General features: G+C 70.5%; 26 protein-coding genes and 2 pseudogenes. 12 read left to right on the forward strand and 16 right to left on the reverse strand.

Going from position 1 to position 25,099, the window contains the following annotated elements:
• From FG385_RS30270 to FG385_RS30290, 5 genes are all read right to left on the reverse strand, one after another.
• Nucleotides 1-1,222 (reverse strand): WXG100-like domain-containing protein (locus FG385_RS30270; RefSeq protein ID WP_456061885.1); only part of this gene is annotated, 1,222 nt, incomplete at its 3' end.
• A complete protein-coding gene (locus tag FG385_RS30275; RefSeq protein ID WP_139100226.1) occupies nt 1,222-1,524 on the reverse strand; it encodes a hypothetical protein in 303 nt (100 codons plus the stop codon). The genes FG385_RS30275 and FG385_RS30270, both read right to left, overlap by 1 nt.
• Nucleotides 1,521-1,943: a YbaB/EbfC family nucleoid-associated protein gene (locus FG385_RS30280; RefSeq protein ID WP_139100227.1), complete on the reverse strand. Its 423-nt coding sequence runs from the start codon at nt 1,941-1,943 to the stop codon at nt 1,521-1,523. Before FG385_RS30280 ends, FG385_RS30275 begins: the two co-directional genes overlap by 4 nt.
• A 119-nt stretch (nt 1,944-2,062) precedes the next feature.
• The gene (locus tag FG385_RS30285; protein WP_139100228.1) at nt 2,063-2,596 is read right to left on the reverse strand and encodes a PH domain-containing protein; all 534 of its coding nucleotides are present in this window, start codon (nt 2,594-2,596) and stop codon (nt 2,063-2,065) included.
• Nucleotides 2,597-2,627: 31 nt separating this feature from the next.
• On the reverse strand, nt 2,628-3,434 hold the full coding sequence (locus tag FG385_RS30290) for a biotin--[acetyl-CoA-carboxylase] ligase (RefSeq protein WP_407645573.1): 807 nt from the start codon (nt 3,432-3,434) through the stop codon (nt 2,628-2,630).
• A 78-nt stretch (nt 3,435-3,512) separates the two neighbouring features.
• Between FG385_RS30290 and FG385_RS30295 the strand changes: the two genes are divergently transcribed.
• Nucleotides 3,513-4,637, forward strand: a complete 1,125-nt coding sequence (locus FG385_RS30295) for a C40 family peptidase (protein WP_235022883.1) — start codon at nt 3,513-3,515, stop codon at nt 4,635-4,637.
• A gap of 22 nt (nt 4,638-4,659) precedes the next feature.
• Here the strand turns inward: FG385_RS30295 and FG385_RS30300 are convergent, their stop codons facing one another.
• Nucleotides 4,660-5,145 carry a carboxymuconolactone decarboxylase family protein gene (locus FG385_RS30300; protein WP_139100230.1) on the reverse strand — a complete coding sequence of 162 codons (486 nt, stop codon included), beginning with the start codon at nt 5,143-5,145 and terminating at the stop codon, nt 4,660-4,662.
• Between the two features lie 145 nt (nt 5,146-5,290).
• Between FG385_RS30300 and FG385_RS30305 the strand changes: the two genes are divergently transcribed.
• Nucleotides 5,291-6,187 carry an RNA polymerase sigma-70 factor gene (locus FG385_RS30305; RefSeq protein ID WP_235022884.1) on the forward strand — a complete coding sequence of 299 codons (897 nt, stop codon included), beginning with the start codon at nt 5,291-5,293 and terminating at the stop codon, nt 6,185-6,187.
• Nucleotides 6,188-6,191: 4 nt separating this feature from the next.
• Here FG385_RS30305 and FG385_RS30310 read toward each other — a convergent pair whose 3' ends face one another.
• From FG385_RS30310 to FG385_RS30335, 4 genes are all read right to left on the reverse strand, one after another.
• Entirely contained in the window at nt 6,192-6,674 is a 483-nt protein-coding gene (locus tag FG385_RS30310; RefSeq protein WP_139100232.1) for a hypothetical protein, read from the reverse strand.
• Between the two features lie 369 nt (nt 6,675-7,043).
• On the reverse strand, nt 7,044-7,871 hold the full coding sequence (locus FG385_RS30325) for an MBL fold metallo-hydrolase (protein ID WP_139100233.1): 828 nt from the start codon (nt 7,869-7,871) through the stop codon (nt 7,044-7,046).
• Nucleotides 7,872-7,882: 11 nt separating this feature from the next.
• Nucleotides 7,883-8,731 (reverse strand): helix-turn-helix transcriptional regulator, encoded by an 849-nt coding sequence (locus tag FG385_RS30330; RefSeq protein WP_139100234.1) that lies wholly within the window; start codon nt 8,729-8,731, stop codon nt 7,883-7,885.
• Nucleotides 8,728-10,626 (reverse strand): ATP-binding protein, encoded by a 1,899-nt coding sequence (locus FG385_RS30335; RefSeq protein WP_139100235.1) that lies wholly within the window; start codon nt 10,624-10,626, stop codon nt 8,728-8,730. The genes FG385_RS30330 and FG385_RS30335 overlap by 4 nt, the downstream gene beginning before the upstream one ends.
• Before the next feature lie 27 nt (nt 10,627-10,653).
• On the opposite strand from FG385_RS30335, the pseudogene FG385_RS30340 reads away from it, so the two are divergent.
• A pseudogene (locus FG385_RS30340) lies at nt 10,654-10,845 on the forward strand (alpha/beta hydrolase); the annotation flags it as partial.
• 56 nt (nt 10,846-10,901) lie between these two features.
• Here the strand turns inward: FG385_RS30340 and FG385_RS30345 are convergent.
• The gene (locus tag FG385_RS30345) at nt 10,902-12,053 is read right to left on the reverse strand and encodes a serine hydrolase domain-containing protein (RefSeq protein ID WP_235022885.1); all 1,152 of its coding nucleotides are present in this window, start codon (nt 12,051-12,053) and stop codon (nt 10,902-10,904) included.
• Nucleotides 12,054-12,132: 79 nt separating this feature from the next.
• Entirely contained in the window at nt 12,133-12,729 is a 597-nt protein-coding gene (locus FG385_RS30350; protein WP_139100236.1) for a peroxiredoxin-like family protein, read from the reverse strand.
• 71 nt (nt 12,730-12,800) lie between these two features.
• Here FG385_RS30350 and FG385_RS30355 point away from each other — a divergent pair, with 71 nt between their 5' ends.
• Nucleotides 12,801-13,418 (forward strand): TetR/AcrR family transcriptional regulator, encoded by a 618-nt coding sequence (locus FG385_RS30355; protein WP_139100237.1) that lies wholly within the window; start codon nt 12,801-12,803, stop codon nt 13,416-13,418.
• Here FG385_RS30355 and FG385_RS30360 read toward each other — a convergent pair.
• On the reverse strand, nt 13,393-13,797 hold the full coding sequence (locus FG385_RS30360) for a DUF2000 domain-containing protein (RefSeq protein ID WP_139100238.1): 405 nt from the start codon (nt 13,795-13,797) through the stop codon (nt 13,393-13,395). The two genes, FG385_RS30355 and FG385_RS30360, sit on opposite strands and share 26 nt — an antisense overlap.
• Nucleotides 13,798-13,859: 62 nt before the next feature.
• Between FG385_RS30360 and FG385_RS30365 the strand changes: the two genes are divergently transcribed.
• Genes FG385_RS30365 through FG385_RS30385 form a run of 5 tightly spaced genes read left to right on the forward strand, consistent with a single transcriptional unit; the run spans nt 13,860 to nt 17,649 of the window.
• On the forward strand, nt 13,860-14,654 hold the full coding sequence (locus tag FG385_RS30365) for an AraC family transcriptional regulator (RefSeq protein ID WP_235022886.1): 795 nt from the start codon (nt 13,860-13,862) through the stop codon (nt 14,652-14,654).
• A gap of 26 nt (nt 14,655-14,680) precedes the next feature.
• Nucleotides 14,681-14,992: an ArsR/SmtB family transcription factor gene (locus FG385_RS30370; protein WP_139100239.1), complete on the forward strand. Its 312-nt coding sequence runs from the start codon at nt 14,681-14,683 to the stop codon at nt 14,990-14,992.
• The gene (locus FG385_RS30375; protein WP_139100240.1) at nt 14,992-15,750 is read left to right on the forward strand and encodes an SRPBCC family protein; all 759 of its coding nucleotides are present in this window, start codon (nt 14,992-14,994) and stop codon (nt 15,748-15,750) included. The genes FG385_RS30370 and FG385_RS30375 overlap by 1 nt, the downstream gene beginning before the upstream one ends.
• 49 nt (nt 15,751-15,799) lie before the next feature.
• Nucleotides 15,800-17,440 (forward strand): acyl-CoA carboxylase subunit beta, encoded by a 1,641-nt coding sequence (locus tag FG385_RS30380; protein WP_139100241.1) that lies wholly within the window; start codon nt 15,800-15,802, stop codon nt 17,438-17,440.
• On the forward strand, nt 17,437-17,649 hold the full coding sequence (locus FG385_RS30385; protein WP_139100242.1) for an acyl-CoA carboxylase subunit epsilon: 213 nt from the start codon (nt 17,437-17,439) through the stop codon (nt 17,647-17,649). The genes FG385_RS30380 and FG385_RS30385 overlap by 4 nt, the downstream gene beginning before the upstream one ends.
• Here the strand turns inward: FG385_RS30385 and FG385_RS30390 are convergent, their stop codons facing one another.
• A complete protein-coding gene (locus tag FG385_RS30390; RefSeq protein ID WP_139100243.1) occupies nt 17,650-18,231 on the reverse strand; it encodes a TetR/AcrR family transcriptional regulator in 582 nt (193 codons plus the stop codon). It abuts the gene before it with no gap.
• A gap of 98 nt (nt 18,232-18,329) precedes the next feature.
• Here FG385_RS30390 and FG385_RS30395 point away from each other — a divergent pair, with 98 nt between their 5' ends.
• Complete coding sequence (locus tag FG385_RS30395; RefSeq protein ID WP_139100244.1) at nt 18,330-19,349, forward strand: aldo/keto reductase; 1,020 nt, start codon at nt 18,330-18,332, stop codon at nt 19,347-19,349.
• Nucleotides 19,350-19,391: 42 nt separating this feature from the next.
• Nucleotides 19,392-19,838, forward strand: a pseudogene (locus tag FG385_RS30400) (hypothetical protein).
• On the opposite strand, the gene FG385_RS30405 reads toward FG385_RS30400, so the two are convergent.
• Nucleotides 19,835-21,061, reverse strand: coding sequence for an MFS transporter (locus tag FG385_RS30405; protein WP_139100245.1), 1,227 nt, complete (start codon nt 21,059-21,061; stop codon nt 19,835-19,837). The pseudogene FG385_RS30400 and the gene FG385_RS30405 overlap by 4 nt on opposite strands.
• Nucleotides 21,062-21,137: 76 nt before the next feature.
• Between FG385_RS30405 and FG385_RS30410 the strand changes: the two genes are divergently transcribed.
• Nucleotides 21,138-21,782, forward strand: a complete 645-nt coding sequence (locus FG385_RS30410) for a GntR family transcriptional regulator (protein ID WP_139100246.1) — start codon at nt 21,138-21,140, stop codon at nt 21,780-21,782.
• A 214-nt stretch (nt 21,783-21,996) separates the two neighbouring features.
• Here FG385_RS30410 and FG385_RS30415 read toward each other — a convergent pair whose 3' ends face one another.
• Entirely contained in the window at nt 21,997-25,041 is a 3,045-nt protein-coding gene (locus FG385_RS30415; RefSeq protein WP_139100247.1) for an NACHT domain-containing protein, read from the reverse strand.
• Between the last annotated feature and the right edge of the window lie 58 nt (nt 25,042-25,099).

Consider the following 25,099-nt stretch of genomic DNA (forward strand, 5'->3'; position numbering starts at 1 on the left):
CGGCGACCGGGCCCGCCACCGGCGGACCCACCGGACGCGCGGGCGGCACGGGCACCACCGGTGGCACGGGGCGCGCCGGGGCCGGCGGCGCGACGGGCGCGACTCCTCCCGGCACGGGCGGGGGCAGTTGCGCCGGGGCGGGCGCGGCAGGTGGCGGAGGGAGCGGCTGGTGCACGACCGGTGGCGCGTAGCTGGGCTGCACGGTCGGCGGCGGCTGGTACGTACCTCCGGCGAAACCGGAGGCGACGGTGCCGCCCGGGAGGTGGTGGCCGGACGGCGGGGTCGGCACGTTGTCGAACCCGCCGTGGGCCAGGAAACCGTCGTAATGGCCGGTCTGGATCGGCCCGGTGCCCGCGTCGGCGTTCAGTCCTGGCGGCGGACCGGTGTCCGCGACCGCACCGCTCGCGGCGCCGACCGGCCCCGGCACCCCGGCCGGAGGCGTGATGCCGCCCGGGTCGTCCACCGCCGGTGGTGGTGACGCACCGGTGAGGCCTGGCGCGGCATCCGGAGGCGCGACTCCGGCCACCGCGCTCCCGGCGGTGCCCACCGCTCCCGCGGTCACGTCGTGCACCGGCCGCAGCAACGGGCTGTCCTCGAAAGACGGGTCATCGCCCGCCGGGGCCAGCAGGTGCGCCGGCACACCGGTGACCGCGCTCAGCAACCCGCCCTGCCCGTGCGGCGAGTGCACGCCGGGATTCGGATCGACCAGCTCGGGCCTGCCCCCGCCGCCCGGGCCGATCGCGCCCGCCAGACCGTGCGTCAGCGAGGAGAGGTTGGCCGCCGTCCCGTGCAGCACCGTGTCCACGCCGAGCAGCGCGGACGGATGCCCGGCCGACGCCGCCGCGTGCGCGGCGTCCTGGTTCTTCGCGGCATCGGTCAATTGCCGGATCATCTCCACCTTCGCCGAGCCGACCTGATCGGCCGCATGCGTCAACCGGTCCGCGGCGGCACCAGCGCCCTGTGCCGCAAGCGTCAGCTTTCCCTTGTCCGGGTGCACGAAATCGGACCACATCGTGCGCGCGGCGTCCGCCGACGGGCCCGAGAGCGCACCGATCGCACCACCGGCCGTGTGATCGGCGTCGGCGGCAAGCGAATGCAGCTTCGACTGCGCGCCGCGCCAGGCGTCCGCTTGCGCGCGCAGCTTGTCCTCATCCGCCTGCGGCCAGCTCAGCCCGGTCGCGGCCGCGACATCGGCCAGTTCGGGGGGCAGCTCGATACCCATCACTCACCCCTGATCGCGTCCGCCGCGCCCGTGTCGCCCGCCTGGTACCGCCGCGCGGCGTCGGCGAACGAGCCGCCCGCGCCGCCGAGCCCGCCGGCCAGGCCCTTCACCCGCTCCACCGCCTCGGCGGCGGGCGCGGTGTGCGCCGCGGCGAAGCTCTGGCCGACCATGTCGTCGCCCCACGGCGCGCCGTCCAGCGCCTGCTCCAACTCTGCCGAGATCCGCGCCGCACGCTCCACCAGCGCGTCGAAATCCTTGGCGCGCGCGGAAAGCCTGTCGACGTCGGCTTCGAAGCCGGTCACCGGGTGACCCAGTTCTGGTCCTCGTAACTTTCCTCGTCCACGGGTTGTCTCGCCGGCCGCGCCAGCTCCGGTTCGTCCAGATCGGCCGTGCCGAGCAGCAGCGACTGCGGGTCGGTCCCGCTGGGCAGCGCCGGCGCCATGATCTCACTGGCCGCCGTCAGCGCGCGGACGCTCGCGGACGCCGTCGCGCGCACGATCGCCTCCGCGAGCTCGGCCGGCCGGTACCGGCGGTACGCCTCTTCGGCGATGACCAGCCCGGTGAGCGTGCCGCGCGGGCCCACGGTCGCCGTGACGAGCCGCCCGGGATCGCTTTCCGAGGCCGTCACCCCGCCCAGCTCTCGCTGCAGGGAGGCGAGCTGTTCTCTGCTGCGGCGATAGTCGGCCAGTAGCTCTTCCACCTGTGCGCGGTGCTCGCTCACGGCACCCCTCCTCGGTAGTACAGCAGTCGGCTTCGAGGTCCGACGCAGCCGGGACCGCCTCGGTTCCCGCTCGGGAAAGAAGGTGCCCTATCGGGCCGGAATCCGCATCAGCGCGGCAGTCAACCGCGGCCCCGCGCCCGGTCCTCGCCGGGGAAGTCGTCGTACGGGTTGTCGTTCACCTCGCGGTAGATGACCGTGTGCACGCGCTCGACGTGCGGAATGTCGTCGAAGCGCAGCGGCTCGTGCGAAGCCGACTCGATGACCAGCGTCCCGCAGCCGAACATGCGGTCGACCAGCCCGTGCTCGAACTGGACGCTGTTGATCCGGCTCATCGGGATATCGATGCCGACGCGCTTGATGACGCCTTCGCGGGTGATCAGGCGGTCGGTGGTGACGATGAAATGCGTGGTGCGCCAGCGGATCAGGGGGGCGAGGAAGAGCCAGCAGATCAGCACGAGCGCGACCACGCCGATGGCGATCGTCGCGATCTGCCCCCAGCCCGCGGTGACCCCGTCGGCCAGCGTGTAGAGCCAGATCCCGGCGCCGACCGTCACGAGCAGCCAGAACACCGGCCAGATCAGCATCTTGAAATGCGGATGGCTGTGCACAATGACCTGCTCGTTCTCGCTGAGCAGGCCCTCCGGGTACGCCACGGCACGCTCCGATTCTCGGGTACTGGTGTGGTCAAGGTACCGCTCGCAGGTGGACCACGTCCCCCGCGAGCACCGTGTGCGGTTTGCCGGTTTCGTCGGTGACCATGAGCTGGCCGGACGGGTCGACGTCGGTCGCGGTGCCCAGCAGCGTCGCGTCGCCGGGCAGCATGACCCGGACCTGCTGGCCGATCGTCTCGCACCGTGCCCGGTACTCCTCCAGCAGCCCGGCCGCGGCGAGATCACCGCCCGCCGCGCGCCACCGGCGTTCCCGCCGGTCCAATGCGGACAGCAGGAGCAACGCGAGCTCGGTGCGGTCCGTCGTGCGGGCACCCTGCTCCGCGAGCGATGTCGGGCGCAGCCCGCCCGGGCCGGGTTCCACGCCCGGCCCGAGCGGGCGGATGTTCAACCCGATGCCGAGCACGACGGCGGTCTCCTCGGCAGCGACCGATTCCGCCAGGATTCCGGCGCATTTGCCGCGCTCGGGCCCGGCGAGGACGTCGTTCGGCCATTTGAGGGCGGCGTCGACACCGAGATCGGCGGTGAGGTCGGTGACCGCGAGCCCGGCCACGAGGGCGAGCGAACCCAGCTTCGTGAACCCGACACCGTGCGGGCGCAGCAGGACGCTGAGGTAGAGGCCGGCGCCTTTCGGCGAGACCCAGGTGCGAGCGCGACGGCCCACACCGGCCGTCTGCTCCTCGGCGATGAGCACGGTCCGGTCGGGCGTCTGGCCCGTCCCGGCGGCTGCTCGCAGGTCGGCGTTGGTCGAGCCGGTGCTGCTCACCACGTCGAGGGCCGCGTACGGGCCGACGAGCTCGGCGCGCAACCGGGCGGCGTTCATGGCGGTCACACCGAAAGACTAGTCACCGGAAGCGTGTTCGCTCGTTGGAGAGCGTGGCAGTTCCCTAGTGTTGGGCAGGTGACCATCCGTTTCCCGAAATGGGGCCGCGCGGCGGCCGGCCGGGCGCTGATCGCGCTGCTCCTGGTGGGCGCGCTGGTGACCGCCGGCTGGATCTTCGCCCGCAAGCCGCAGCAACCCGTGCGGCCGCTGGCCGCCCCCACCGAAGTGCCGGGTGGCAACGCGGCCACGGCGGCCGGGCCTTCGGTCCTGCAGGGGACCGCGCCGGTGCAGGCGGAAGCGCCACGGGATCAGGGCGCGAGTGCGCTCCAGACGTGGGCCACCGGGCTCAGCGGGCCGCTCGACATCCCGGAACGCGCGCTCGCCGGCTACGCCACGGCCGAGCTCACGCTGCGCAAGGAACAGCCCGGCTGCCACCTGTCCTGGGTCACGCTCGCCGGAATCGGCAAGGCCAGCTCCGACCACGGCCGGTTCGGGGGTGACTCGCTCGCGAGCGACGGCACGGTGCGCAAGGCGCTCGGGGCGGTGCCGCTGCAGGGCGCGGCCGGGCAGCCGGCGAGCGAGCGGCGCAGCGGGCCGATGCAGCTGACGTCGCAGGAATGGCAACGGGGTCAGGGCAACATCCAGGACGTCGACGACGCCTCGATCGCGGCCGGGCGCGTGCTGTGCGCGAGCGGGAACCTGCAGTCCGGCCTGACCTGGTGGAACGCGATCGCGAAGTACCGGAACTCGGACCTGTTCCGCCAGCAGGTCCTCGGCAACGCGCAGCTGTACGCGGCGCTGTCGCTGGCGCCGCAGACGGCGGGGAACCCGTCCGTGCGCGCGGTGCGGTTCGCGCTCGACCAGATCGGCCTGCCGTACGTGTGGGGCGGCAACGGCCCGGACGCGGGCGCGGCCGGGTTCGACTGCTCGGGCCTGACGAAGGCCGCGTACGACAGCGCCGGGATTTCGCTGCCGCGCACGGCGGACTCGCAGTTCCGCACCGAACCGCGAGTCCAGGGCGAGCCGGCGATGGGCGACCTGGTGTTCTACGGCAGCCCGGCGACGTTCATCCACCACGTCGGGCTGTACCTGGGCAACGGCCTGATGATCAATGCGCCGACGCAGGGTATGGCCGTGCAGATCGCGACCTACCACGTCCCCGGCGACGACTACACCGGCGCCGGGCGACCGGCTGTCCAGTGAGCGCCGACGAGCGCGGCCCCGGTCAGCTGAGCGCGGCGGCGAACATGCCGGGCTCGTACGAACCGCCTCTCTGGTGCACGATGACGGCGAGCCGGTTGGCCGCGTTGATCAGCGCGACACCGGCGACCAGCGCGGCGATCTGGTCGTCGTCGTAGTGCTTGCGGACGAGGCCCCAGGTTTCGTCGGACACGCCCTGGTGAGCGTCGGCGAGCCGGGTGCCCTCTTCCGCGAGCGCCAGCGCGGCCTGCTCCGCCTCGGTGAACACGGTGGACTCGCGCCAGGCCGCGACCAGGTTGATCCGGACGGCGCTTTCGCCGGCGGCCGCCAGTTCCTTGGTGTGCAGGTCGATGCACCAGCCACAGCCGTTGATCTGGCTGGCGCGCAACGAAACCAGCTCAAGCGTCGACTTCGGCAGCGGCGACTGGGTGATCACCAGACTGGCATTGGCGAACCGCTTGGCGAACTTGGCGGCGATCTCGTTGTCGAACATGTCGAACCGGGCTTCCATGATTCCGTCCTCACTCGAAGTGGTGCACTGAACGACCACCAGATGCCGGCGGCCCGATTCTTGTGACAGCGTCCCGGCGTCACAAAGCGGCGGGACCCGGCGTCTGGTGGGAGACACGGCAAGAGCGAAGAGACAGGAGCGGTCAGTGAGCGAGGACGGTCAGGCGGACGCCGCCACCGAGGCGTTCGTCGCCCACCGCAATCTGCTGTTCACCGTCGCCTACGAGATGCTCGGTTCGGCCGCCGACGCGGAGGACGTCCTGCAGGAGACCTGGCTGCGGTGGGCGGGCGTCGATCTCGCCACGGTGCGGGACCGGCGTGCGTACCTGGTCCGGATCATCACGCGCCAGGCGCTCACGCGGCTGCGGACGCTCGGGCGGCGCAAGGAATCCTATGTCGGGCAATGGTTGCCCGAGCCGCTGCTGACCGCGCCCGATGTGGCGGAGGACGTCGAACTGGCCGACAGCGTCTCGATGGCGATGCTGCTGGTGCTGGAGACGCTCTCACCGACCGAACGTGCCGTGTTCGTGCTCCGTGAGGTGTTCGACCTGGCCTACGGCGAGATCGCCGAAGCAGTCGGCAAGAACGCCGCCGCGGTCCGCCAGATCGCCCACCGGGCGCGAGCCCACGTCGCGGCGCGCCGGCCACGCGAAGTCGTTTCTCCGGCCGAGAGCCGGGCCGCGCTCGACGCGTTCCGGCGCGCGGTCGAGACGGGCGATCTGCAGAGCCTGCTCGACATCCTCGCGCCGGACGTCGTCGCACTGGGTGACGGTGGCGGGGTGAAGCAGGCCGTGCCGCGGCCCATCGTGGGCGCCGACCGGGTCGCCCGCGTGATGATCGCCGGGATGGGCCGGGTCGCCGGCGCGGCCACGCTGGAGCCCGCACAGGTGAACGGCTATCCCGCGCTGATCCTGCGGCTGGACGGGGAACTCGACACCGTCATCGCCCTGCGCATCGACGGTGGCCTCATCACCGGACTCTACGGGGTGCGCAATCCGGCGAAACTGTCGCATATGGACCGGGAGACGCTCCTGCGCCGTTGACCGGTCACTTCCGGTAGCCAGCGAGCAGGTACAGGCCGCCGACGAGGACGACCGGAACCGCGACCGCCATGGCGGAACCATGCAGGGACGCCAGGAGCGGGGCGCCGACCAGCACCAGCAGCCAGCCGGCGTGCACCGGCCTGCGCAGGCCCAGCACGCCCAGCGGCACGGCGACCGCGAACGCGGCGATGGCGCCGACCGGCCCGACGTCGTCCTCGTGCACGATGTCGAATGCCAGGTCGATCAGGATGAACAGAGCCACGATCGCCGCGGCGATCGTCAGCAGGTTCGTCGCCATCCGCGGCCACAGCGCCGCGCAGACCACCAGTGCGGCCATGGGCACCAGCCACGACAGCGTGAGCAGGACGCCGCGCAGCCCGCCCGGGTCCGTCAAGACCTCCCCGATGATGAACGCGCAACCGAAGACGGCGTAAAACGCCACGAGGCCGAACGACAGGTATTTGAGCACCCTGGCGGCGCTTGCCATGCCGACCACCTCCTCTGCGCACGAGCGTTGCCCCGCGTCCGCCCCGTGCGTAGAGACCAAAGACCTCGAAGTGGTCATGACCACCGAAGGGATCGAGGCCGTGTTCCTGACGACCCACAACTGGGGCAAGGCGGCGAAGTTCTTCCAGGCGCTCGGTTTCGAAAGACGCCACGGCGGCCACGTTGCGCCAAGGCGTCCGGGACGCCGTTCATCAGCTTCTACCCGCCCGAGGAGATGCTGGCACTGGCACGTGACGCCGGTTTCGGCGAAGACCGGCGTGTGCCGGACTTCACTGGCCTAACGCTATTTCGCGAACCGCTCGGACGGGCTCCGACCGTCGAGCGGCGAGGACTTCCTGCTGGCGACGACCTAACCGAGGTGGTCGTTGGCGCCGCTGACCCAGGCGATGTAACGCTCCGCGGAGCGGCGTACCGCGTCCTTGGCGTCGGCGAGGACCCTGCCGCCCAACAGGCCGTAGAGCCGATCGAAAGCGTAGGGCTCGACGCGGTCCACGATTCGCCGGACCAGCCCGGCGGAAAGCGGGATGTCGTTCGGGTAGCTCCGCATGAACGTCACCCAGCCCGTCGCCCGCACCGGAACGATGGTGTCGCCGGTGAGCAGGATGCCCTTCCCCCCGGCGCCGGACGCGACATGCGCGACCGCCGCACCCGGGAAGTGCCCGCCCGCTTCGACGAGGGTGATCCCGGGCAGGATCTCCTCGGTACCGGCCCACTCCCGGATCACCGGGTCCTCGCGGCGCACCCAGCGCCGGTCCGCGGAGTTCACCAGGACCGGGACTCGCCCGAGCTGGTGACTCCAGCTGACCTGGGAGCCGTACATATGCGGATGGCTCGCCACGATCACCGCCGCCCCGCCCAGTTCGGTGATCTTCTCGGCCAGCGCCCGGTCGAGGTGGTTGGGCGGGTCCCACAGCAGGTTGCCCCCCGGGGTCCGCACCAGGTGGGTCCATTGACCGATACCGAACCTCGGTTCCCGGTTGAGCCGGTGCACGCCCTCCTCCAGCTCCTGGTGCACCAGCTCGTGCCCGTCGGCGGCCAGCTTGTCCAGCGTGGTCCAGACCTGACCGGTCTCCGGGACCCATTGCCGCTCGTCGGCGCAGATCTCGCAAACCGCGGCGGGAGGTTGCTCGCTGTCGGGGTGTTCGACCCCGCAGGTACCGCAAATCCAGATCGTCATGGACCCACTCTTCACCCTCCAGTGAGGTCGAGGTCAAGCGCCTGGGTGCCGAGCACGGTGATCAGCTCGAGGCGTTCGGCGTCCTCGGTGCCGGGCTCGGCGGTGTAGACCATGATCCGCAGGTCGCTGCCCGCGACGGTCAGCACGTCGCAGTCCAGCGCCACCGCGCCCGCCTGCGGGTGGTCGACGATCTTGCGGGCGGCTTCGTGGTGCCCGACGGCGCCGGAATCCCACAGCCGCACGAACCGCTCGCTGTTCGCCCGCAGATCGGCCAGCAACCGCCGCAGCCGCGGATCCCCTGGGTAGCGGGCGGCGGTCGCGCGCAGGTCGGCGACCAGCGCGGTCTCGAGGGCGCGCCGGGACTCGGGTGTGTGCCGGACCCGGGTGCCGAAGCCGAGCAGATTGCGCCAGACCCCGTTGCACTCATTGCCTTTCCAGCCGGACGGATCGCCCATCAGCGCCGCATACGGCAGGTTCGCGACCACCAGGGTCCACGACGCGTCGTAGACCGCGACGGGCGTGCCGGTGAGCCTGTCGAGCATCCGCTGCACGCTCGGGGTGAGATACCTGGGCACCAGCTCGGGGCCCGGCGGCGCCAGCCCGGCCAGCTCGAAGAGGTGGGCGCGCTCGGCCGCGTCGAGCCGCAGGGCCCGGGCGAGCGCCTCGACGACCTGCGCGGACGGGTTGGCCGCGCGGCCCTGTTCAAGACGGGTGACGTAGTCGACCGAGATCCCGGCCAGGTGCGCCAGTTCCTCGCGGCGCAGACCGGGCGTGCGCCGATGCCCACCCGCGGGCAGCCCGGCGGCCCCGGGCGAGGCCCGGTCACGCCACCGGCGCACGGCCTCCCCGAACTCGGTCATGACTCCAGTGTGCCTCGCCGCCTTCGATCCGGCCTGGTACCGGCAATCCCAGGATCACCGTCGATCCGCCGTTCGATCTCTTCGGCTCGCCGGTAATGCCGGGCAGCGTGCGGATCACCCAGGGCCGCCGCCAGCTCACCAAGGTAGTACGCCACCGGGCGCAGGGTCAGCAAACCGCTTCCGGCCCCGGCGAGCTCTCCCTCGGCAGGCAACAGCTCCGCGTAGCAGCGCTCCATCGCGACGCGGTCCGATCGTCTGATCGCGACTGTCGCATGCAGACACGTTCGCACCTCGAACAGCAGATCGCGCGGGGAGTGCGCGTAACCCTCGAGCTCCTCGTCGGGGACCCGCTCACCGCGCAGAATCCGCTCGCACAGCAGGGCGAGTTCGAGCACACCGTCCAAACCGGACATTCCGGTGCCGGCCAGGCGCGCGGCCGCGGCGCGGTAGGCAGCCTCCGCCGGGCCTCGCACCGACGCCCGGAGCGCCCGGTACCACTGCGTGAACACTCCCACGAGCGGCAGTTGGTATCGCTCGCCGAGCCGGTCTGCTTCAGCCGCATGCCGGTCCGCGGCGGGGAAATCGGCCAGCGCCGAGCAGGCCTGCAGAAGGATCAGATGCCCTAGCACCTCGAACGTCACCAGCGAGTGCCGGCCCGCGAGCTCGACGAGCTCCGCCCCGATCCGGGCCCGTTCCGGTGCCAGCCCCGCACGCTCGAACGACTGCATGAACCGCGCGTTGAGGGCGAGCGCCAGCAGCCTCGGATCGCCCAGCTCGCGCGCGATGGACTCCGCCTCGAGCGCCGCCTTCCGCGCGCGGTCTCCCCCGCCTCCGCGCGTCTCCAGAGCGACGGTGGCCAGCAACCGGACGCGGTCCGCACCGGACGCAGTGGGCAGTATTCGCTCCGCGACCGACACGATCCGGGCCGCCAGCGCGGGATCGTCGTGCTCCGTCCACAATGCAGGCACTTCGAAGGCGCCGATTACGCGCGCCGTCAACGCGGGGTCGCCCAGCGAGTCAGCCAGTGCGATCGCCTCGGCGCGGCGATGCCGGGCCTGTTCCAGACCACCGGTCACGGCGAGCGCACGCACCAGCCCCATGGTCAGTTCGAGCCGCGTCCGCGCGTCCACCTCGCCGTGCGCGCTGAGCGCCTGCCGCCACCACCGCGCGGCCTCGTGCGGGGCGAAGCGCTCCTCGGCCCGTTCGGCCGCGACCCGCGCGTACCGGCCGGCGGCCGGGCTTTCGGCCAGAAAGTAGTGGTGGGCCAAGGATTCCGCGTCATCCGGTCTGAGCCGACCGATCACTTCGGCGATCTCGCCATGCCACCGCGCGCGACGCGACCGCGAAAGATCGTCGTACACCGTGTCGCGCACGAGGGCATGGGCGAAGTGGAAGCGTCGCGGCGCGCGCTCGATCAGGAATCCTTGCCGTGCCGCCGTTTCGACCGCTTCGAGGACGTCATCACCGGTAACAGCGCCGAGCACTTCCAGGTCGATCTCGGCGCCGATCGCCGCCGCCCGGCGGAGCATCGCCTGAACGGGTTCCGGGAGCCGTGCCATGCGGTACCGGACGACATCGCGCACTCCCGGCGGCACGGCCGAGAGATCGGTGCCGACGAGGCGAGCGAGTTCGCGGACGAAGAACGGATTCCCCCCGCTGCGCCGCGTAATGACATCCGTGGTCTCCTCGTCCACGTCCCGCCCGGCGATCGTGCGCACCAACTCCGCCACCGCGGACGGCTCGAGCCCGCCGAGGTACACCCGCACCGGTTCGGCACGCGCGGCCCTGCCCAGGAACTCGGCCAGCGGCGGCGAGACGTCCGTGGTGCGGTAGGTCCCCACCACCAGCACGGGCCGCGCGACCGGATCGGCGACGAGAAAACCCAGTAATGCCAACGTTTCCGCATCGGCGGCAAACAGATCGGCAACCGGCTGCGCATGCCGGTCACGGTGCTGCAGCAGGACTGGGGCGCGGCGCTCGGCTACGACGCCGCTGCCCGGTGGCGAGCCTGGGCGCCGGACCTGGACCACCGCACGGTCACGTCGGGCCATTTCATGGCGGAGCAGTCCCCGGCGGAGGTGATCAAGGCGCTGCGGGATCTGCTGGCTCGCTGAACGCCGGGCGAGACGAACCTCAGGCGACGGCCTTCGCGGCCACACCCTGGTGCCGCTCAGTCTTCGATGGCCTGGTACACCGACGTCCAGAAGTCCTGGTACACCGGCGAGAAATCCGGGAACCCGGCACACTGGGTGAGCAGGATGCCGGTCAGCTCCTCCCCCGGATCGACCTGCCACGACGTGCCGAGCCCGCCATCCCAGCCGTAGCGGCCCGGGCGGTGGTACAGGCTCGTATGCGCGGTCGCCACCGACACACCGAAGCCCCAGCCGCGGTTGTCGAAGTAACCCGGGAAGAAGCCGGAAACCGCTTTCTGGGCCGGGGTCAGCTGATCGGTCGTCATCAGCTCTACCGTCGGCCGGGACAGGACGTGCCCGCCGCCGCTCAGCATCATGTGCGCGAACGCCGACAGGTCATCCACAGTGGACAACAGCCCGGCGCCACCGGACAGAAACTCGGGGCGGCGGCTCCACTGGCCGGCTGGCGGATCGTAAACCGTCAGGTCATCGTGGTAGCCCATCACCAATCTGTCCACATCGGACGTGAAGAACGCGGTGTCCTTCATGCCCAGCGGTTCGAAGACGCGCTCGCCCAGGAACTCGTCCAGTGGCTTCCCCGAAACACGTTCCAGCAGCACCCCGAGCACGTCGGATCCTGTGTGGTACAACCACTTCTCGCCAGGTTGGGCCATCAGCGGCAGCTCGCCGAGCCGCCGCAGCCACTCGTCCGGCGCCGGGTACTCCGCCGGGTTCGGCGGTCCCACGGCCACCGACCGCTCGTTCGCCGCGGCCACGATCGGGTAAGGACCCATCAGCATCCCGAAACCGAGCCGGAACGTCAGCAGATCCCGCAGCGTGATCGCCCGGTTCGCGGGCACGGTGTCTTCGAGTTCGCTCTCGACCGTCCGCAACACCCGCCGCCCGGCCAGCTCCGGCAGCACATCGTCGACCGGATCGTCCAGCCGTAGCACACATTCCTCGACCAGGGTCAGCGCCCCTACGGCGGTGATCGGCTTCGTCATCGAACTGATCCGGAACAGCGAGTCCCGCCGCAGCGGCGCACCGTCCACCGCCTGCTTGCCGATGACATCGACGTGTACCTCACCGCGACGGCTCACCAGCGTGATCGCACCGGGCACCGTGCCGCGTTCGACATGGGCCGCCATGACGTCGTGCACCCGCACCAGGCGGGCCTTCGAGAACACCATCGTTCACACCGCCAAGTCGGGGTGCTCGGCCGCGGTGCAGGAATAGCACGGGAACTGGCGGCGCGCGGCGTTGAGCTCGTCACGCGCCCGGGAAACGACCTGCGGCAGGCTCATTCTCCACTCCTCGACTCGTAGCCTTTTGTAGGTCGGACTCGCGCGCGGCCCGAAAGTCATCGGCGTGGGCGAGAAGTTCTTCGACCGACCACTGGTCGTACGCGTGCTCACCGTGCTTGCTCGCGACCACGCGCCCGTCCGGCGCGATGAGAAAGTCCGCGGGCAGCCCGAGCCGCCCGCCCACGGGGCTGCTCGACGGGAACGGCGCACGCCGGACCAGCCCCGTGACGACCGAGCGCAGGATCGGCCACCACACCCGCGGATCGAGCAGAGCCCGCGGCGCCGACTCCACGCCGTACTCCACGTAGACGCGCTTGTCCGGGTCCGCGACGACCGCGAACGGCAGGCCGGCGACGTGCTTGCGCAGTTCGTCGGCGGGCGAATGGAAGAAGACGAGTTCGCGAACACCCGCCTCGACGATCTCGTCATGCCGCCGCACCACGGACCGCAGATGGAGGTTGCAGACCGGGCACCCGGCGAACCGCCGGAACTGCAGGTGCACCAGGCAGTCGGGGTCGGGCACGGTGACCCGCTCGCCGGTGACGGTCTCGAACTGGCGCATAACGGGTTCCCTTCGTAGGCGTACGTGATACGCCTACGACGTTACGCGTACCCTGTACGCTGTCAAGCGCCATGCCACGACCTCGCTCTCTCAGCCCGGCCCAGCTCGCCGCCGCCGCGCTCGCCGTCCTCGACCGCGAAGGGCTCGAAGGGCTGTCCATGCGCACGGTCGCCAAGGAACTGGGCATGGGCACGATGTCGCTGTACCGCTATGTCACCGACCGCGGGCAACTCGAGGAACTCGTCGTCGACAGCGTGCTGAGCCACACTGAACTCGAGCTACCACCGGCCGACCCGTTCACGCGGCTGCGCATCCTCGCCGAACGGGTCTACGAGGCCGTCCGTGCGCATCCGTCCGTCGTGCCGCTGCTGCTGATCCACCGGCACCGCTCGATCGTCTCCCGGCAGTGGGGCGAGATCGCGCTCGGCGTGCTCGACGAGGCGGGATTCACCGGCAAGAACAGGGCAATCGCCTTCCGCGCGTATCTGAGTCATGTGCTCGGTGCGCTGCAGACCGGCTACTACAGCCCGCTCGACGGCGCGGGCACGGCGGCGCTGAGCGGGCAGGACCAGTTCCCGATGCTCGCCGAAACCGCGAAAGCCGCTCGCGAGGTAAGGGCGGAGGAGGAATTCCGCGAGGGGCTGGAACTCCTCCTCCGCGGTTTCAAGGATGCAACGAGAGGCCCTTGAGCGCCTTGTCCACCGCGTTGCGCGGCCCGTGCACGGCGATGCCGACGAGCGCGAGCTTCTCGGTCGGCACGGCCCGCACGGCGGCGCGGTTGTCGACGTCGTTGCTGGTGGCGAACAGTTCCTCGGTGTAGACCGCGACGGCGAGCCCCCGCTCGACAGCCTTCTGGTGCGCAAGCTTCACGCCAGCGGCGTCGGCCTGGTACACGAGCACCGGTTGCCCGAACATCGGCAGGTACCGCCGCCCAGACGCGTCCTCGTACTCGTCGCCGACGGTTTCCGGGAACCGCGCGGCGACCCCGCTGACCAGGAACGCCGTCACGTTCAGCCGCTGCCACTGCGCGAGGTCGTCCCGCACCACCACGGCGATCTTCGTGTTCATACCGGCATGGTCACCGCGCGCGGGGCGGGTCGTCTTGAACGCTCGTGCGGGATAATCGCGGGGTGACCGACTGGGCGAGCTACTGGCGGGCGCCCGACTGCCCGCTCGAGGCGATGCACGCCCATTTCGAGCGGCACGTGTACCACCGCCACAGCCACGAGACCTACTCGTTCGGCGTGACGGAGTCGGGTGCGCAGGCGTTCACCTGCCGTGGCGCCGCCCGCACCAGCGCGGCCGGGATGGTGATGGCGTTCAACCCGGACGAGCCGCACGACGGGCAGGCCGCGCTGCCCGCCGGCTTCACCTACCGGATCGTCCATATCGGACCCGAGCTGATCGCCGATGTCTTGCGGGACACCGCGGATCGCCCGGTGGGACTTCCGTTGTTCGCCGAACCCGTACTTGAGGACGCCACGCTCGCCGGCGCGCTCTGCCGTCTCCATGCGACGCTCGGCGAAAGCCGCTTGGCGCAGGACGAAGCCCTGCACGACACCGTTCGCGCCCTCGTCCGCCGTGGTTCGACCCGTCCCGCGCACGCCCGCTATCTGCCGGTTGAAGTCCGCCGGGCCAGGGAACTGCTCGACGCTTCGTATGCCGAAGACCTCCGCGCCGAGGACCTCGCGGACGCCGTGGGCTGCAGCCGTTTCGCGCTGCACCGCGCATTCGTCGCGGCCTACGGCCTCGCGCCGAGCGACTACCAGCGCCAGCTTCGCCTGCGCGCGGCCCGCCGCCTGCTGATCGACGGACGCACGCCGGCCGACGCGGCGGCGAGCGCCGGTTTCGCCGACCAGAGCCATCTGACGCGCTGGTTCAAGCGCTACTACGGCCTCACCCCCGGCCAGTTTCTTGACAGTTAACATGCCTTCGTAGTTATATGCCTGTCATGGCATCAACGTTCGAGGTGCTGGCCGAACCCCGGCGGCGCGAAATCCTCGACCTGCTGCGCGTGCGGGAACGCCCGGTGAACGACCTGGTCGAACAGCTCTCACTCACCCAGCCCGCCGTGTCCAAGCACCTGAAGGTCCTGCGTGAAGCGGGGCTGGTCGAGGTGCGCCACGAAGCGCAACGCCGCTGGTACCGGTTGCGTGTGCAGCCGCTGGTCGAGCTGGACGCGTGGCTCGCGCCGTACCGGCGGATGTGGGAGGCCAGCTTCGACGCCCTGGAACGCCACCTCGACTCCCAGGGAGATGAGTAATGGACGCGAAGATGGAAACCGTCGGCGGCGCCACTGTGCTGCGGTTCGAGCGACGGTTCAAGCACCCGGTGGAGAAGGTGTGGCGGGCGATCAGCGATCCCGCCGAGATGGCGCACTGGTTCCCGGCCGCGGTCGAGACCGAGCTGAAGATCGGCGCGGCGATGACCTTCACCTTCCCGGGCGAGGCGCCGATCGACGGCTCTCGCGGCGGCGAGATCCTCGAACTGGACCCGCCGAAGGTGTACGCGTTCCGCTGGAACTCCGACGTCCTGCGGTTCGAGCTCGTCCCGGACGGCGACGGCTGCATCCTCTACTTCTCCCAGACGCTGGGCGGTGGCGGGCTCGGCAGGCTCGGTGCGGGCCGCAACGCCGCGGGCTGGGACCACTGCCTCGGCGCGCTGGATGCCCGGCTGGACGGCCGCGAGCCCGAGGCGTTCACCGAGTGGCTGCCCGCGATGCAGCACTATCTCGACGTTTTCGGCCTGGCCGAGGGCACCCGCGCCGACACCGCCGAGGGCGCCGAGCTGCGCTTCGCGCTCGACCTGGTGTGGAAGCCCGTCGACGACGCCTGCAAGCACGTCGCGCGGCTGGCGGACACGGTCAAGGAGGGCGCCGTGCGCTGGGAGCTGTTCGCCGACCCCGACTTCGGCACGCGCGTCGAGTTGACACACACGGTGCCTGCCGAGCACGCGGACGCAGAACTGGCCGCGTGGCCCGCACGACTGAAGGAACTCTTCGCCGCGGTCCACGCCGGATGAGGTTGACGCCACACGCGCACCCCTCGCGCGGTGGCTAGGCTGCGGAAACATGAGCAGCGCGACGGAGCCGATCGGGACGCCCCCGCCGGACGAACCGGACATCCACACCACGGCCGGGAAGCTCGCCGACCTGTACCAGCGGTACGAGGAGGCGGTGCACGCCGGTTCGGCCCGCGCGGTGGAGCGCCAGCACGCGAGGGGCAAGAAGACCGCGCGCGAGCGGATCGATCTGCTGCTGGACCCGGGGTCGTTCGTCGAGCTGGACGAGCTGGCGCGGCACCGCTCGACCAGCTTCGGGCAGGAGAAGAACCGGCCCTACGGCGACGGCGTGGTGACCGGCTACGGCACCGTGGACGGGCGGTCCGTGTGCGTGTTCAGCCAGGACGTGACCGTGTTCGGCGGTTCGCTCGGCGAGGTCTACGGCGAGAAGATCGTCAAGGTGATGGACCTGGCGCTCAAGACCGGCCGCCCGATCATCGGCATCAACGAGGGCGGCGGCGCGCGCATCCAGGAGGGCGTGGTCTCGCTCGGGCTGTACGGCGAGATCTTCCGCCGCAACACTCAGGCCTCCGGCGTCATCCCGCAGATCTCGCTGATCATGGGTGCGAACGCGGGCGGGCACGTGTACTCCCCCGCGCTGACCGACTTCGTGGTGATGGTGGACCAGACCTCGCATATGTTCATCACCGGTCCGGACGTGGTGAAGACGGTGACCGGTGAGGAGGTCACGTTCGAGGAACTCGGCGGCGCGCGCACCCACAACACCAAGTCCGGCAATGCGCATTACCTCGGCTCGGACGAGGAAGACGCGATCGCCTACGTCAAGGAACTGCTGTCGTTCCTGCCCTCGAACAACCTATCCGACCCGCCGGTGTTCGGGGCCCCCGAGCCGGTCGGCGAGTCCATCGCGGACGGGGTCACCGACACCGACCGCGAGCTGGACACGCTGATCCCCGACTCGCCGAACCAGCCCTACGACATGCACGAGGTGATCACCCGCGTTCTCGACGACGGGGAGTTCCTCGAGGTCCACGAGCTGTTCGCGCCGAACGTGCTGGTCGGGTTCGGCCGCGTCGACGGGCACGCCGTCGGGGTCGTGGCCAACCAGCCCACCCAGTTCGCCGGCTGCCTCGACATCGACGCCTCGGAGAAGGCCGCCCGGTTCGTGCGCACGTGCGACGCGTTCAACATCCCCGTGCTCACCTTCGTCGACGTGCCCGGCTTCCTGCCCGGCACCGACCAGGAGTGGAACGGCATCATCCGCCGCGGCGCCAAGCTCATCTACGCCTACGCCGAAGCCACCGTCCCGCTCGTCACCGTCATCACGCGCAAGGCCTACGGCGGCGCCTACGACGTCATGGGCTCCAAACACCTCGGCGCCGACCTCAACCTCGCGTGGCCCACCGCCCAGGTCGCCGTCATGGGTGCGCAGGGCGCGGCGAACATCGTGTACCGCAAGACACTCGCGAAGGCCGCCGAGGAAGGCCGCGACGTGGAGGCGCTGCGCGCGGACCTGATCGCAGAATACGAGGACGCCCTGCTCAACCCGTACGAAGCGGCCGAACGCGGGTACGTCGACTCCGTCATCGCGCCCGCCCACACCCGCGGTCACATCGTGCGCGGCCTGGCGATGCTGCGCGACAAACGCGAAACCCTGCCCCCCAAGAAACACGGGAACATCCCGCTGTGAGCGAAAAACCCTTGCTGCGGATCGTCCGGGGCACCCCGGACGACGAGGAACTCGCGGCACTGACGGCGGTCATCGCGGCCGTGGCCGCGGCGCCGGACGAACCGTCCCGCGACGAGCCGCGATCGCGGTGGGCCGACCGTGCGGCCCTGCTGCGCCGCCCGCCGCGCCCCGGCGAAGGCGCCTGGCGCGCCTCGGGTTTCCCGCGCTGATCACTCCGACCGGCGCAGTCCGGCGATGAGAAGCTCCACCATGCGACGCGCGTCATAGCGCGTGTCGCCTTCGACGCCGGCGCAGAGGTTTCCGATGGCGCGCAGGAGTTCGTACCCACCGACGTCGGAACGGATCTCGCCCGCGGCCGCGGCGGCTTCGAGCAACTGAGCGCATACGGGCACGAGGCGGTCGAGGAAGTAAGCGTGTAGCGCCTCGAAGCGGGCACTGTCGGACTGCAGCGCCGAGGCCAGCCCGTGCTTGGTGACCAGGAAGTCGACGAAGAGACCGACCCATTCCGCGAGCGCGGCGTGCGGCGTGCCGCTGCTCGCGAGCAGGGTTGGACCAGCCTTGGCGCAGGCGTCGACCTGGTGGCGGTACACCGCGATGACGAGGTCCGCCCGGGTCGGGAAGTGGCGGTAGATCGTGCCCATCCCGACGCCCGCCCTGGTCGCGATGTCGCGGACCGGCGCGTCCACCCCCGAAGCGACGAACGCCGCGGCGGCGGCGTCGAGCAGGGTCTGCTCGTTGCGCCGCGCGTCGGCGCGCTTCTTCGGGGACGTCCGCCCTCCGGTCTCGGGCACGTGCCGGTTCCTCTCATCGGTGGCGAAACGGAACGCTGCTCCGGTAAGTTAGATGGAGCAGTGTTCCGATTGACCAATATTGCCAGAGGAGACACGTCATGCACTACCGCACCCTGGGCCGCACCGGAGTCCAGGTCAGTTCCCTCGTGCTGGGAGCGATGAACTTCGGCGCTATCGGGCGGACGAATCAGGACGACGCCACCGCGATCGTCGACGCCGCCCTCGACGGCGGGATCAACCTCGTCGACACCGCCGACATGTACGGCGACGGCGAGTCCGAAGCGATGGTCGGCAAGGCCATCGCCGGGCGGCGTGACGACATCGTGCTCGCCACGAAGGCCACGATGCCCATCGGGGACGAGCGCAACCACCAGGGCAGTTCCCGTCGCTGGCTGGTCACCGCGCTCGACGACAGCCTGCGCCGCCTCGGCGTCGACCACGTCGACCTGTACCAGATCCACCGGTGGGACCCGCGGACCAGCGACGAGGAAACGCTTTCCGCGCTGACCGACCTGCAGCGCGCCGGCAAGATCCGCTACTTCGGCTCCTCGACCTTCCCCGCGTACCGCATCGTGCAGGCGCTGTGGGCCGCCCGGGACAACCATCTGAGCCGGTACGTCACCGAGCAACCCAGCTATTCGATCCTGCAGCGCGGCGTCGAGAGTCATGTGCTGCCGGTCGCCGAGGAGTACGGGCTCGGCGTGCTGGTTTGGAGCCCGCTGGCCTCGGGCTGGCTCTCCGGCGCGGTCCGGGCAGGCCAGGAGATCATGACCAATCGCGCCAAATTGAGTCCGGAACGCTTCGACACCGGCATTCCCGGCAACCGGGCCAGGCTCGACGCCGTCGAGCAACTGGCCAAGGTCGCTGACGACGCGGGCCTGACGATGATCCAACTCGCGCTCGGGTTCGTGACCGCGCACCCGGCCGTGACGAGCGCGATCATCGGCCCGCGCACGCTGGAGCACCTGCGCTCCCACCTCGCCGCCGCGGACACCGTGCTGCCCGCCGACGTACTCGACGCGATCGACACGATCGTCGCCCCGGGCGTCGATCTTGCCCCTGAGGAGAAGTTCGACGCGCCCCCGTCCCTACTCGACCCGGCACTGCGACGCCGCTGACCGAAGGAATCGACCGTGTCACAGACAACCCGGTTCGGGATCATGACCGCCCGTCGCAGGTGAGCTATCCCGAAGTGCTGCGTGTATGGCGCGAGGCCGACGCGATCCCGCGGATCGAGCACGCGTGGCTGTTCGATCACCTCATGCCGATCTTCGGCGACCCCGGCGGACCCACCTACGAAGGCTGGACACTGCTGTCTGCGCTGGCCGCGCGAACCGACCGGCTGCGGCTCGGGCTGCGACATCGAAGACGCGGTCAGCCGCAGCGCTTTGCTGGACCGCTTCTGCACCGAGATCGGCCGCGACCCCGCGTCGGTGACCCGCTCGATCCACCTGCCGGTCCCCTACGACCGGCCCGATGACACGAGAGAGGCGATCGCCGAAGCCGTCAACGCCGGGTTCGGTCACATCATCCTGGGGCTGGCGTCCCCATATCCGGAAGGCGTCGCGCACTGGGTCGCCGACGAGATCATCGGCGAGTCGGCTTAGGCCACCGGCTCCAGCTCGCGCTGGGGCCGGACGCCGGCGTGGTTGTGCAGGCTGAACAGCCGGAACGTGCCCGCGAGTGCCATCACCAGCACGACACCGAACGCCAGCCTGTGGGCTTCCGCCGAGGGCAGGCCGTGCGCGACGAGCGTGTCGACCAGGATCCCGACACCCAGTTCGGCTACCACTGCGAAGCAGAACCCGCCCATGTTCGCCACGCCGCTCGCGATCCCGGCCCGGTGGCCGTGGTTCGAGGTGCGGGCGAGGTCGAAGGCGAGCATGCTCACGCCGCCGGCCGCACCCATCAGGAACAGCACGGGCGCGAGCACCACCCGTGGAAGTGGTCCCGGCACCGCGACGAGCATGATCCAGCACACCGCGCTCACCGACGCCGAGACCGCGACCAGTCGCGCCCGCAGTTCGGGGCGGCGTGAGCCCACCTGCCCGGCGATGGCGCTGACCAGCACGAACCCGATCACCACGACACTCAGCAGCGCACTGGCCGAGCCCGGCGTCCGGCCTTGCGCGCTGACCAGGTACGGCTGGCCGAGCACGGCGGTGAACGACACGAACGTGCCCATGAGCGTGAAGTGCGTCCACATCGCATGCCGGGTGCCGCGGTTCCGCCAGGCCTGGCGAAGGCTTTCGCGCAGCGGTTCGCCGGTGACGACGGGCGCGACCGAACCGGATGGGCTTTCGCGTAGCAGCACCGCGACGATCGCCAGCAGCTCCGCGGTCACCACGCCCGCGGCGAGGAACGCCGTGGTCCAGCCGAACCCGGTGAGCAGCGCCGCGAGTGGTGCGGTCGCGATCAGCTGGCCGACGCCGCCGACCATGCCGGTCAGCGCCGCGACGAGCGCATAGCGGCGGCCGGGGAACCAGTTGTGCGCCAGGCGAAGCACGTTGACGAACAGGAAGGCGTCGCCCGCGCCGATCAGCGCACGGCCGGTGATGGCGAGCGGATAGGCCGTGGCGACCGCGAAGATCGTCGATCCCGCGGCCATCAGCGCCATCCCGGTCAGCAGGAGGCGGCGCGGGCCGAACCGGTCGGCCGCGACGCCGACCGGCACCTGCAACAGGGCGTAGAGCACGAGCTGGACCACGGAGAACACGGCCAGACCGGTCGCGTCGACGGAAAACCGCTGCTGAGCGGTGAGTCCGGCGACCGAAAGGCTCATCCGGTGGAACAGCGCGGTCAGGTAGCAGAGCGCACCCAACCCCCACATGAACCACGCCTTGTGCACAGCACGCCTCCCGTTGCATCTATCTGGTATCTATCAGGCTGGTCGTTACCATGCGTGCATGTCAACGAGGGACCGCTCACAGGGCGGCGCGGGCGAGCGCGCGTACCGGTGGACGAAGGAGCGGATCCTGGACGGCCGGTTCGAGGGCGGCCGCCTGATCAGTGAGGGCGAGGTCGCCGACGAGGTCGACCTGTCGCGGACGCCGGTGCGGGAGGCGTTCCTGCGCCTGGCGAGCGAGGGGCTGCTGAAGCTCTACCCCAAGCGGGGCGCGCTGGTGGTGCCCGTTTCGGCGCGTGAGGCCGAGGACATCGCGGAGGCCCGGATCTTCCTCGAACGGCACGCGGCCGCGAAGATCATCGAGTCGGGGCGGCACCGCGAAGTGGCCGACGAGATGCGGAAAGTACTGGCCGAGCAGCGCGCGCTGAAGTACCCGGACCCGCGCTTCACCTCGATCGACCGGGACTTCCACGCGACGCTGGTGCACGCCGCGGGCAACGCCCTGTTCGACGAGTTCTATTCGGGACTGCGGGACCGGCAGCTGCGCATGGTCAACACCGTCCTGAGCCGCGACACGTCGAACCGCCCCCGCATCATCCTCGAAGAGCACACCCGCATCTGCGATCTCCTGGCCGCCGCGCAGCTAGCCCCCTTGCACGCCCTCATCTCCGACCACATCCTCGCCATCAGCACCCACCTCACGTAGTGTTTCGTGATCTTGTTGTCTTTGCGCGCGGGTGTGTTTGTTCGCCAGGGTACTGAGTTGGCCCTTGGCGTCGCTGAGTTGGCTCGGGGCGTCATCGAGTTGGCCGGCCGCTGTCGCCTAGGACAAAATCAGCGACCGGACCAGCCAACTCGACACCGCAGCGGACAAACCCACCGACTCAACGGGCAAACACGGCAACGTAAACCGGACAGGATCACACGACACTAGTCCGCGAGATCTCGGCGTTGGGGAGGGCCTTGCGGGCGGCGGAGCGGTCGGTCACGTCGCGCAGTTCGGCGGCCACGCCGGTGAGCGGGCGCAGCCGGACCAGGTCGGCGGCCGGCGCCGCACCGTGCACGACCAGCCGCTTCAGGGCGGGCAGTTCGCCGAGCAGCCGCACCTCCTCGACGCTCGGAACCCCGTGCACGGTCACCTTTTCCAGCCCGGTGAACCGCTCGATCCCTTGCAGGGAACGGTATTCCGCGCGCCCGTCCAGCACGAGCTCCGTCAGCGGGAGGTCCGCCGGCAGCACACCCAGCCCACGCTCGAGCGCGGGATGCCGGACCGACAACAGCCGCAGCGGCGCGCCCGCGAGCGTCGCCAACTGCGGCACGCGCAGTTCACCGAAACCGCCCGTCGTATGCAGCCGCAACTCCTCCACACCGAGCCCGGCCAGCGCGGACAGGTCACGCAACCGGCTGTAGCCGGAAATCCACAACACCCGCAATGCCGCGCAGCCGCCGAGCCCGGACAGATCCTCGGCGACCTCGTTCGCCCGGATCTCCAGATGCCGCAACCGCGGGATCTCCGCGAGCGGCCGCCTGCCCTCCCGGTCGGTGAGCGCGAGATCGCCGACCAGCTGCACCGCCGTGAGCTTGCGCAGATACCGCAGCCGCGTCAGCGAATCCCACCGGTGCACCTCCAGCACCCGCTCGCCGAAATCCACATTGGACAGCAAGGTGCGCGCGTAGCTCTCGGAGTGGTCGAACTGCCGCCATGCACGCAGCAGCTCGTCGATCACCACCCCGCGGTCGGTGTCGCCGAACGCCTGGATCTTCTCCCACGCCTCTTCGCCGCCGATCAACGCGAGCGTGCGGAGCACCCTGGCCGTGACCTCGGCACGATCCGCACCCGTCTCGTCCGCGTACTTGCCGACCTCGATCGGCCCCGGCAACAGGTCCACCACGAAACCACCGGCTCTCGCCAGCAGTTCGGCGTCGTGGAACGTCCCCGGCGGGATGAGCCGGCGGACCGCGCCGAGGACATCCGTGCGCACATGCTCCGGGTCGATCACGTCGACGTAGCCGAGTGACGCGGCGGCGAGCAGTTCGAGCCTGTCCGCGGTCTCGCGGTCCTTCCTCGTCACCCGGCGGCGGGCGCGTTCGAGCAGCCGCCCGAGCAGTTCCCCGGCCTCGCGCGCCCGCGCCTGCGCGGCCGCCATGAAGACCACCTCGATGAGCGAGTCGTCGTGCGCGTGCTCGATGAGGTAACCCAGCTCACCGGCCTTGACGAATTCGCCCGCCGCCAGGAAATCGCGGAAGGTCCGGTGCACGAACTGGATCCGGCCGTCGCGCTCACGCAGCAGCCCGGTGCGCTCGAGCATATGCCGCAGCACCTGCTCGGGTGCCAGCTCGCGCGCCTCCGACCGCAGCCCCGACATCGCGCGCCCGAACCGCTGCGCCGCCGTCTCGGGGGCGATGAGCAGTTCCGCGTTGCGGACCATGGGCGCGGCGAAGCGTTCCAGGAGAATCATCTTCTCGTTGGCGGACATCTCCAGCCCGTCCTCGACCGCGATCCCGCGCCGGGAGTCCCACGGGCCCAGCAGCAGCTCGAGCGCCTTGTCCAGCAGCTCCTTACGGCTCTGCGGCAGGTACATGTCCTCCTTGCGGTACAAGGCACACAGCAGCGAGCACAGCAGCGGGCTGGACACCAGGCTGCGCACGTCCGGCCGGGTCGCGAGGCTCTGCGCGAGCCGCCGTTCACAGTCGCCGAGCCAGGCCCGCTGCTCCGGATCGGGCTCCAGCTCACGCGCCGCCTGGTACCAGTGCCGGATGAGATCGCGCAAACCGTTGCTGCTCAGGGGAAGCAGCTCGAAGCGCGCGAACCCGGCACCGGGCCATTCGTCAGGAACGGCGGACGGGCGGGTGCTGATCACGTATCTGGCGTTCGGGTACGCGCGCACGAGCCCCGCGACCCAGCGCCGGATCTCTTCGCGCCGCTCCAGCAGCAACTCGTCGACACCGTCGACCAGAATCATCGCGCGGCCCGAGCGCAACACCGAACTCACCCAGTGGTCGGGTTTCTCCCCGGCGAGCGGCCGGGCGGTGACGGTGACCAGGTCCTCCGGGTCGGGCAGCGGCCGGTCGGTGAACTGGCGCAGTGACAAGAAGAACGGGATATCGTCGCGCCACGGGCCATCGCGGCCGTCGCGGACGGAAGCCGCCGCGGTGTGCGCGAGCCAGTGCAGGAAGGTCGTCTTGCCCGCGCCCGCGCCACCGAGCAGCACGACGCGGCGCGCGGAGCCGATCGCGTTCGCGCTGTCCGTCCCGGCGCCGGTCAGTTCGGTCCCATCGGCCGGATGCCGCCGCGCGAGGGAGGGCGCGCGGTAGAACTGTTCGAACGCGTGCAGCGCCGGAGCGCGGCCCATGCTGACCTGGAACAGCTCGAACTTCGCGTGATCGTCGGCGACGTAACGCACATACGCGCGCTCGAACTCGGCCGCCCGCCCTTCCGGTTCGCGGGCGAGATCGTCGAGACGGTGCTTGAGTTCGTCCACCCCTTCGGCGGTTTCGGCGTGGAGCGACCGCATCACGGTGTCGAGCGCCCGCGCCTGTTTCGCGATCTGGTGGCAGCTGTGCCGGAGGAGCCGGTGGTAGGCGGCACGGCCGGACTCGCCGAGCGCGGCCGAGCGCAGCACCGGCCGCCCGGCCGTGCGGACGTGCGCGCGCAGGCGGTTGACGCTGACGAGCACGCGCGGCGAGGTCTCCAGCAGTTCACCGAAATCCGCGGCGCGCAACGACTCGGCCACCGCGATCTGAACCGCGGCCCACTCGTTCTCGGGCAGGCCGCCGAACTCGGCCCGGCGCAACTCGGCGAGTTCACGGGTGATCTGCGGCAGGACGCGGGCGGGATCGCCGAGCACGCGCTCCCGGCCCCAGTCGGTGATCCGGTCCGCCGCGCGCTCGACTCCCCACTGATGGAGGGCGGAGAAGGTGGCGCCGAGCGCGGTGAGCAGTGCGGAGGAAATCGGATCCACCACCGTGTGACCCCCATGAGTCGAGCCGGGAACTCCGGGCGGTTCACAGTACCCAACGGCA

The organism is Amycolatopsis alkalitolerans (assembly GCF_006152065.1).
Lineage (GTDB): Bacteria > Actinomycetota > Actinomycetes > Mycobacteriales > Pseudonocardiaceae > Amycolatopsis_E > Amycolatopsis_E alkalitolerans.